This is a genomic window from Longimicrobium sp., from assembly GCA_036389795.1.
Taxonomy (GTDB): domain Bacteria; phylum Gemmatimonadota; class Gemmatimonadetes; order Longimicrobiales; family Longimicrobiaceae; genus Longimicrobium.
The window spans coordinates 1-8,811 of record DASVWD010000201.1 but is presented as its reverse complement, the minus strand read 5'-3'; the positions used below and the strand labels follow the sequence as shown (position 1 = coordinate 8,811).

Annotated in this window: 7 protein-coding genes; 4 read left to right on the top strand and 3 right to left on the bottom strand. The window is 72.7% G+C overall.

Annotation, left to right across the window (positions count from 1 at the left end; translation table 11 throughout):
- Nucleotides 1-425: 425 nt before the first annotated feature.
- Nucleotides 426-650: a DUF4160 domain-containing protein gene (locus VF746_24145; GenBank protein ID HEX8695526.1), complete on the top strand. Its 225-nt coding sequence runs from the start codon at nt 426-428 to the stop codon at nt 648-650.
- Nucleotides 647-916, top strand: coding sequence for a DUF2442 domain-containing protein (locus tag VF746_24140; protein HEX8695525.1), 270 nt, complete (start codon nt 647-649; stop codon nt 914-916). Before VF746_24145 ends, VF746_24140 begins: the two co-directional genes overlap by 4 nt.
- 73 nt (nt 917-989) lie before the next feature.
- Here the strand turns inward: VF746_24140 and VF746_24135 are convergent, their stop codons facing one another.
- Nucleotides 990-2,351 carry a M24 family metallopeptidase gene (locus VF746_24135; GenBank protein HEX8695524.1) on the bottom strand — a complete coding sequence of 454 codons (1,362 nt, stop codon included), beginning with the start codon at nt 2,349-2,351 and terminating at the stop codon, nt 990-992.
- A gap of 168 nt (nt 2,352-2,519) precedes the next feature.
- Between VF746_24135 and VF746_24130 the strand changes: the two genes are divergently transcribed.
- Together VF746_24130 and VF746_24125 are read left to right on the top strand one after the other, a co-directional pair.
- Nucleotides 2,520-3,869 (top strand): hypothetical protein, encoded by a 1,350-nt coding sequence (locus VF746_24130; protein HEX8695523.1) that lies wholly within the window; start codon nt 2,520-2,522, stop codon nt 3,867-3,869.
- A 121-nt stretch (nt 3,870-3,990) separates the two neighbouring features.
- Nucleotides 3,991-4,464: a hypothetical protein gene (locus VF746_24125; protein ID HEX8695522.1), complete on the top strand. Its 474-nt coding sequence runs from the start codon at nt 3,991-3,993 to the stop codon at nt 4,462-4,464.
- Between the two features lie 73 nt (nt 4,465-4,537).
- Here VF746_24125 and VF746_24120 read toward each other — a convergent pair whose 3' ends face one another.
- Both VF746_24120 and VF746_24115 read right to left on the bottom strand, forming a co-directional pair.
- Nucleotides 4,538-5,179: a lytic transglycosylase domain-containing protein gene (locus VF746_24120; GenBank protein HEX8695521.1), complete on the bottom strand. Its 642-nt coding sequence runs from the start codon at nt 5,177-5,179 to the stop codon at nt 4,538-4,540.
- 410 nt (nt 5,180-5,589) lie between these two features.
- Nucleotides 5,590-8,811, bottom strand: a 3,222-nt coding sequence (locus VF746_24115; GenBank protein HEX8695520.1) for a hypothetical protein, incomplete at its 5' end; no start/stop codon positions are given.

Below are 8,811 nucleotides of genomic sequence, written 5' to 3'. Positions count from 1 at the left end.
GCTTTCTGATAGAGCATCACACAGAGGACACAGAGGACACAGAGAAACTTCAATCGCGTCTTCAGTTCCTCCGTGTTCTCTGTGTCCTCTGTGTGATTCCAATCTGTTCGGAACCAGAACAATGCTCGGCAATCTGGTATGATACCATTTTGCAGAGGATCGTTCGGGATCGAGATCCATAACTGAATGTCTCACACGGAGTCAACGGAGTTAACGGAGAACTGCGGGGGTTCTCTGTTGACTCCGTTAACTCCGTGTGAGGCCTTTTCGCCGTTCGCGCCGGAGGATCAGAATCCATCCAGAACTATCCCTGGAAAATTGGTATGAAATCACGGGAGGCCCGGACGCGTCCTCCCTGGCGGAGCGAGCCGCGCCCCGGCGGACCGCTTCTGGTGAAAGGCCCGCCTGGGCGGTATGGTGGATGCATGCCTACGATCAAGGGGGTGCCGGGCCCGTACCGACTGTTCTTCTACAGCTTCGACTGCAACGAGCCGGTCCACGTGCACGCCGAGCGAGAGCGGATGGAATGCAAGTTCTGGCTGGACCCGCTCGTGCTCGTCAGCAACGACGGCTTCACTCCGCGGGAGCTGAACCGGATCCGCACGGTCGTCCAGGAACACGAGCCCCGAATCAGGAAGGGCCTGGGATGAGCACTGCCCTCAGAGTTGATGCGCGAATCACGGCGGTTCGGGTCACGGACGACTCGATCATCGCCGACCTGGCCGACGGCCGGAGCATCAGCGTGCCGCTCGCCTGGTCGTGGCGCCTGGCGGAGGCGACGCCCGAGCAGCGCGCGAACTGGCGCCTCGTCGGATCGGGGCAGGGGGTGCACTGGCCGGATGTCGACGAGGACATCAGCGTCAGGGGGATGCTCGACGGAGTGCCGGCCGCGCGCCCCGCCCCGAGACCGGCCTGACGGCGGGACGGAGCCACGTCCGAGCGCCCTCCCTCCCCGAGCACCGCCTCCCTCGCTCTCCCCGGACAACGCGTCACCGCACCAGGTGGAAGCGCTCCTGGCGGGCGAGGACCCAGCGGCGCTCGCCGCGCTCGTCCAGGCGCGCCTCCTCTTCCAGGCCCATGCGCACGGGCTGGCCGTTCCACTCGGCGACGGGCGTGGTGGCCTGCAGCTCGATGGAGAACCACGTGTTCGGGCGCAGCGGGACGTCGCCGCGGCCGGGGACGCCCTCCTGCCGGTCCCACAGCCCGATCAGCGGCCCGGCGCCGTGGCCGTGGTCGCCCACCGGGTGCGTGTAGACGGTGCCGTCGATCCCCTCGGCGCGCATCCGCTCGCGGGTGCGGGCGAGCACCTCGTTCCCCGTGCGCCCGGGGACCATCTCCTCCAGCAGCAGGTCCTGCAGCCGGTTGCCGCGCCGGAGCGCCGCCCGGAGCCCCGCCGGCGCGTCGGTCTCGCCCTCGCGCAGCACGTAGCCCATGTGCTGGGTGTCGGTGTTGAGCCCCAGCGCCGTGATCCCGAAGTCGCAGTGCAGCACGTCGCCGCGGCGGATCACGGGGCTGGCCGAGTCGCCCATCTCCACCCCCGCGCGCTGCACCGCGACCGACGGCTGGAACCACGTCCCCAGCCCCAGGTCGTTCACCCGCTGGCGCATCCACCACACCACGTCGTCGGTCGTCGTCCGGCCGGGGGTGATCACCTTCTCGGAAAAGGCCGTGGAGATGATCTCGTGCACGATGCGCTGCATCTCCACGTACCGGGGGAGCATCTCGGGGAGGCGCTCCTCGATGTACTGCAGCGGCAGCAGCTCGCGGTGGACGACGCGGCCGCGGTACGGTGCCGGGATCCCCTCCAGCAGCGGACCCTGCTCGCCCGCGGTGAGGCCGTCGGAGAAGGCGTGCGTGGCGGAGACGTTCACCTGGATGCTGTCGGGCGCGCACTCCTCCACCAGCGGCGCCAGCAGCTTCCACTGCTCGGGGCCGAAGGGCTCGGCGGGGCGGCGGGTGGTCCCCGCGGTGCCCACGGGCGCCGCGGCGTCGCGCACCACGCGGTAGAGCCCGCCCTGCGAGGTGCCGCCGATGGCCACGCGCTCCACCCCGCGCTCCGGGCCGCGGTCGCAGAAGACGTAGATCGTCCTCCGCCGCGCGGCCATGGTGGTGGGCGAGACGAGCGACCAGAAGACGGGGTCCTCGTTGTACTCGCGGGTGGGGATGATCCACATCCGCACGCCGTGCTCGCGCATCAGCCGCGGGAGCACGCGCTCCAGCCGCAGCTTCAGCCACTCCTGCCGGACCTCGGCCTGCTCGCGCAGCGTGCCGAGGGGCCGCTCCTGGGCGGCGGCGGGGCGCGCGAGGAGCGCGGCGAGGGCGAGCGCGGCGGCGAGGGTCGGACGGGGCATGGGAGTGCGAAGTGCGAGGTGCGAAGTGCGAAGTGCGTCGGGAGTGCCGGCGCGAAGTGTAGGGTGGCGGCAACGGGGCGGGCAAGGCGGGGGGTTGCGGCGCGGAGGGAAAGTGTACAAAATGCACACCTCCGAACGTCGTGCCATCCCTCACCCGTGGGTGCCGCCGTGTCAACCGACGTCCAGCTCGAAACCCTCCGCCCGCCGACGACCACGGTCGTGCTCGACGCCGCCGCGCGCGAGGCGGTGCGGGCGATCGCCGAGACCAGTGTGGCGAGCCTGTTCGCCCGGGGCGCGCGGGAGGTGACGGACGACATGCTGGTGGCGCTCTGGGCGTCGGAGGACGCGCTGGCGGCCACGGTGGTCCACTACGCCCTGCGCACCGGGGAGGCGCCCGCGGAGGACGAGCTGCGGCGGTCGACCCGCGAGCACCGCGACCGCCTGGGCGCGCTGGGGAGCCGCGCGGCCACCCTGCTGTCCACGGCCGCCCCGGCGCTCGGGGGCGAGCCGTTCCTGGCCGGCGGGGTGCTCCGGACGACGGGCTTCGAATCCTGCCGGCACGTGGAGCTCGTCGCGGCGGGCCGCGGCCTGGCCTTCGAGGTCCGCGAGGTGCCGGCGCAGGTGGCCTGCGCCCAGCTGGAGGAGCGGGTGCTCACGCGCGCCGTGTGGGAGGCCGACGACGACGGCCCGCTCAGCCTGGAGCTGGACGCGGCCCACTGGTACTTCGACCGGTGGCGCGCGCCGGTGGCGGGCGCGGAAGAGGACCGGCGGCGGCATTACCTGCGGGCGCAGGAGTGGGCGCTGGTGGACCGGACGGCGGTGATGCTCGGCTCGCCGGTGGTGGCGCACCTGGTCGCACGGCGCGCGCACGCGTCGTGGCCGGCGCGGCAACGGCAGGTGCTGGAGATGCTGGCCGGATCGTTCCCCGGGCTCTTCGAGCTGCGCGAGGCGGACGGGGCCGGCAACGGGCGGGCGGTCTCGGTCCTGGACGGGCGCGCGCTCGACCTGCTGTACGACCCGGAGGTGGGGCTGGAGGTGGGGGACCTGATCATCGGCCGCCTGCTTCCGTTCGGCGACGGGCGGTGGTTCCCCTCCCTGGGCACGGAAGCCAGGCATCTCACCGACCCCGCCCTGGTGGAGCGGATGGCTCGCGCCTGCGAGGAGCTGCGCCGCGAGCTCCCCGACGCGCTGGCGGTGGAGGGCGCCGTAACGCGCCACCTTTACGGGGTGACGGTGCCCCGGAACGTGCCGCCGGCGCAGGACCCGGACGATGCCGTCGAGCGCCTGCACGCCCTGCGCGCGCTGCTGGCGGCGCGCGGCGCCGACGAGGCGGCGGAGCGGCTCACGGACCAGGAGCGCGGCCGGCTGCGCGAAGTGGCGGCCGAGCCCGGCGTCGGCGACCCGGTGCTGGCGGCGTGGGCGCTCGCGCTGATGGACCTGGCGCGCAAGCGCATCCCCGCGCGCAGGCCGGAGCAGCGGCGGCGGAAGCGGAGGGCGAAGAGGGGCAAGCGGCGCTGAGCGTCGCACGGGGCTCGCGGCGCTCTGCGGGACGTGGACGGACGGCGCGGGACATGCAGCGGCCCTGCGGCGCCCGCACGGGGAGGCGGGCCAGACCGTACATGCTGGCAAGGAGGTACGCATGAGGATCGTTTACGCAGCCGCGGCGGCGCTGCTGGCCGTGGGGGCCTGCTCGCAGACGCCGAAGGTGGAGACGGACCCGGGGAGCGGCCGGGTGGACGTGGACGTGGAGCGGCCCGGCCAGGCCGAGCGCTTCAACGCCACCCTGAACGCGGTGGGCGGCTCGGGGGTGTCGGGCACCGCGTCGGCGATGGACATGAGCGGCGCCACGCACGCCACCATCACCATCCGGGGCGGCACCGCGGGCGGCGTGCACCCGTGGCACATCCACGAGGGCCGGTGCGGCGACACCAACCCGCCGATCGTGGGCACCCCCTCGGCGTACCCCCCGCTCAGCGTGGGCGGCGGCGGGAACGCCACCGCCGAGGCGCACGTGCCCGTGTCGCTGAACGAGGCCAAGAACTACATCGTGAACGTGCACGCCTCGCCCACGAACCTGGGCACCATCATCGCCTGCGGCGACCTGAACGACTGAGCAGCCCGCACGCGAACGAGCCGGCGCCGCCCATCGGGTGGCGCCGGCTCGTCGCGTTGAGGTGTCGAGGCCGTCAGCGCTCGGCGAGGCCGGAGCCGCGGTAGCGGTCGGCGCCGGAGCCCAGGACGGCGCGGGTGTAGCCGTTCTCGGGGTTGCGGCCGCGGCGCAGGTCGCGGTCCACGGCGCCGTCGCCGCGGTTGTAGGCGAGCAGGGCCAGCCGCAGGTCGCCGTCGTACTTGGCGATGAGCCCCCGCAGGTAGCGGAAGCCCACGCGCAGGTTGCGCCCGGGCTCCAGGATCGCCTCGCGCGTGGTCATGCGCCGGTCCAGCCAGCGCGCGGTGTGGGGCATGAGCTGGGTGAGCCCCAGCGCGCCGGCGTAGCTGCGCGCGCGCGGGTTGAAGCCGCTCTCCACGCGCACCAGCCGGAAGGCCAGCTCGGGATCGATCCCCTCTTCGCGCGCGGCCGCGTGGATCTCGCGCGCCAGGTCGGGCGAGATGCGGTAGCGCATGGCGAAGGCGAAGGGGCCGCCGTTCAGCTCGCGGAAGCGCCGCGCCTCGTCGCGCAGCCGCGCCCAGAAGCCGCGGGAGCCGACCGGCGCGTCCTTCAGCCCGGCCTCGCGGGCGCTGTCGGCGCGCACGCCCAGCAGCTTCTGGGGACTGCCCTCCTGCGTGCCGGCGGGCGTGGCGCCCGCCACCAGCGCGCAGAGCGCCAGCACTGCGGGGCGGCGGAGGCCCGGACGCGGGGTGCCGCCGGGCGCGTAAACGCTCGTCGTACTCAGTATCCACCTCCGTTGTATGGGTCCTTCTGCCCGTACAAGGGGCGAGGATTATACGAGCACCCGGCGTGCGGTCAACCCTCTCGTCTGCGCCAAAAGTCATCCGTTTGCTCGTTTTGCCCAGCAATCACGCGGCAGATCGCACCGAGCACGGGCAAAGTGGAGAGGGCGCAAAATACTGAAATTCCCTACAAACTCTTTTTCTGCTGCTACGTTTACGTGTGGCAGATTTCCATAACAGCATGGCTCACACAGAGGACACAGAGAACACAGAGGAACAGCGGAACTGATTGAAGTTCTCCGTGTCCTCTGTGCCCTCTGTGTGAGATTACAGGACAGCCCGGGCGGCATCACCAGTCCTTCACGCCCTCCTCGCCTTCTTCCTCCTCTTCCTCGAAGTCGCCGCTGCGGTTGGCGCTGTCCTCCTCGCGCGGCCGGAGGGGCTCGGGGCGGACGGGCGGCAGGCGGCGGGCGCGGAGCAGCTCGTTGAAGCGCGGGAGGTCGGTCTTCACGATGGCGTCGAGCGCGGCGAGCTGCGCGTCCAGGCGGCGCGAGAGCTCTTCGAACACGGCCACGCTCTGCTCGGTGGGCTCGCCCTCGGCGCTCTCGATCACCCCCGAGAGGGCGGCCAGCTTGTTGTTCAGCCGGATCGGGTAGTTGAGCGGGTCCTGGTTGCTCTGCAGCCGCGGGTTGTAGAGCGAGTCCTCCACCACCGCGAGCTTCGCCTTCAGCGAGTCGGCGGCGGCGCGCACGGCCGGGTCCTGCGTGCGCTTGAGCACCGAGTCCACCTGCTGGCGGATGCCGCGCACCAGCAGCACGCCGCGGTTGGCGTCGCTCACGCGGTCGCGCACGCGCATGGCCAGCGCGAACTGCGCCGCCAGGCCCTGCTCCACGTTCCCCCGCAGCCGCGGGTCGGGGACCACGCGGAAGCCCTCGGTGCGCGTCTGCCCGTCCACCGTGAGCCGCACGCGGTAGGCGCCGGGGAGCGCGCGCGGGCCGGTGAGCCGCGCCGCCCACAGCACGATGCCGGGGAACGCCTCGGGGCCGGGGTGGCGCAGGTCCCACACGAAGCGGTTGAGCCCCACCCGCGTGGTGGGCTTCGGCTCGCGGGGGACGGGGCCGCGCTCCTCCTCGGCCTCTTCGCCCCCGCCGCCCCCTCCCCCGCCCTCTCCGCCGGCGGCGCGGCGCGCGCTGTCGGCCGGGGTGCCGGTGAAGGTGCGGATCACAGTGCCGCGCGCGTCCAGGAACTCGAGCGTCACGCGCCGCGGCGTCTTCGCCAGCGTGTAGTAGACGACGACGCCCTGGTCGACGGCGCGCACGGCGTCGGAGGGGCGGAAGAGGTGCACGTCGGCGCGGGCGATCTCCGGCGTCATCTGGCGCAGCGGGGCGATGTCGTCCAGCACGTAGAACGAGCGGCCGTGCGTGGCGATCACCACGTCCTCGTCCTCGACGGCGATGTCGGGGACCTGCGTGTCGGGGAGGTTGAGGCGCAGCGGCTGCCAGTGCGCGCCGTCGTCCCACGAGACGTAGAAGTTGTGCTCGGTGCCGGCGTACAGGAGCCGCGGCCGGCGGATGTCCTCGCGGACGGCGCGCAGGTAGTCGCGCGCGCCGATCCCGCCCACGATCTTCGTCCACGTCTGCCCGAAGTCGTCGGTGCGGTAGGCGTACGGGGCCAGGTCGTCCTGCTGGTAGCGGTTGGCGGCCACGTACGCGCTCCCCGGCCGGTGCGGCGAGGCCTCGACCAGCGAGATGCGCGCGAAGCCCTTCTCGCGCAGCTCCGGCGGGGTGACGTTGGTCCAGGTGCGCCCGCCGTCGCGGGTGACCTGCACGTAGCCGTCGTCGGAGCCGGTCCAGATCAGCAGCGAGTCGAGCGGCGAGGGGGCGATGCTGAAGAGGGTGCCGTACGTCTCCACCCCCGTCTGGTCGAGGGTGATGGGGCCGCCGGAGGGGCCCAGCGTCTCGGGGTCGCCGCGGGTGAGGTCCGGCGAGATGCGCCGCCAGCTCTGCCCCTCGTTGTCGCTCCTCCAGAGGTGCTGCGAGCCCACGTAGAGCGCGCGCGGGTTGCGCGGGGCGGTGACGATGGGGAAGGTCCACTGGAAGCGCTCGCGGATGTCGCGCGACGAGTGCCCCATCGGGTTCTCGGGCCACACGTTGATGTTGCGCCGCGCGCCGGTGGCCCGGTCGAAGCGGGTGAGCAGGCCGCCGTAGCTGCCGGCGTAGAAGACGTTGGGGTCGTCGGCGCGCGGGGCGATGTAGCCGCTCTCGCCGCCGCCCACGGCGTACCACTCGCGCCCGTTGCCGTTGCTGGGGACGCAGGCGGTGGAGTTGTCCTGCTGCGCGCCGCAGACGTGGTAGGGGAAGTGGCTCGTGGTGACGACGTGGTACATCTGCGCGGTGGGGTAGTCCTGCTCGGTCCAGCTCTCGCCGCCGTTCCAGGAGACGTTGGCGCCGCCGTCGTTCCCCTCCACCATGCGCTTCGGGTCGTCCGCGGCGATCCAGAGGTCGTGGTTGTCGCCGTGGGGGACGCGGATCTGGCGGGGGAAGGTGCGGCCGCCGTCGGTGGACTTCCAGAAGCCCACGTTCAGGACGTAGACGGTGGCGGTGTCCTTCGGGTCGGCGTAGATGCGCGTGTAGTAGAAGGCGCGCTGGCGCAGCTTGCGCTCGTCGTTCAGCCGCCGCCAGGTGCCGCCGCCGTCGTCGGAGCGGAAGACGCCGCCGCTGTCGGCCTCGACGATGGCCCACACGCGCCGCGGGTCGGCGCCGGAGACGGTGACGCCGATCTTGCCCAGGACGCCGCGGGGGAGCCCCTCGCTCCGGGTGAGCTCGGTCCAGGTCTCGCCGCCGTCCGTCGAGCGGAAGAGGCCGCTGCCGGGGCCGCCGCTGGAGAGCGACCACGGGGTGCGGTGGACTTCCCAGAGGGTGGCGAACATCGTGTCCGGCGCGCCGGGGGTGAGCACCAGGTCCACGGCGCCGGTGCGGGCGTCGCGGAAGAGGGTGCGGCGCCAGGTCTTCCCTCCGTCGGTGCTCCGGAAGACGCCGCGCTCCTCGTTGGGCCCGTACGGGTGCCCGAGCGCGGCCACCCACACGCGGTCGCAGTCGGTGGGGTGCACGCGCACGCGGCCGATGGCGTGGGTGTCGCCGAGGCCCACGTGGGTCCAGGTGCGCCCGCCGTCGGTGGTCTTCCAGAGCCCGTCGCCCTGCATGATGTTGCCGCGCAGCTGCACCTCGCCCATCCCGACGTAGACGACGTCGGGGTTGGCCTCGCAGACGCCGACGGCGCCCACGCTCGAGCTGCCGAAGTGCCGGTCGCTCATCGACCGCCAGGTGGTGCCGCCGTCGGTGGTCTTCCACACGCCGCCGCCGGTGGCGCCGAACCAGTACTCCAGCGGCCGCCGCGTGCTGCCGGCCACGGCGATGGAGCGCCCGCCCCGGTCGGGGCCGATGTTGCGCCAGCGCAGGGCGGAGAAGAGCGTGGTGTCGTACGCGCCCGGGGCGGCGACGCGGGGCATGGCTTCCGGCGCCGGGCTGCGCTGCGCCGTGGCGGGCGCCGCGAGTGCGGCCGCCGCCACGGC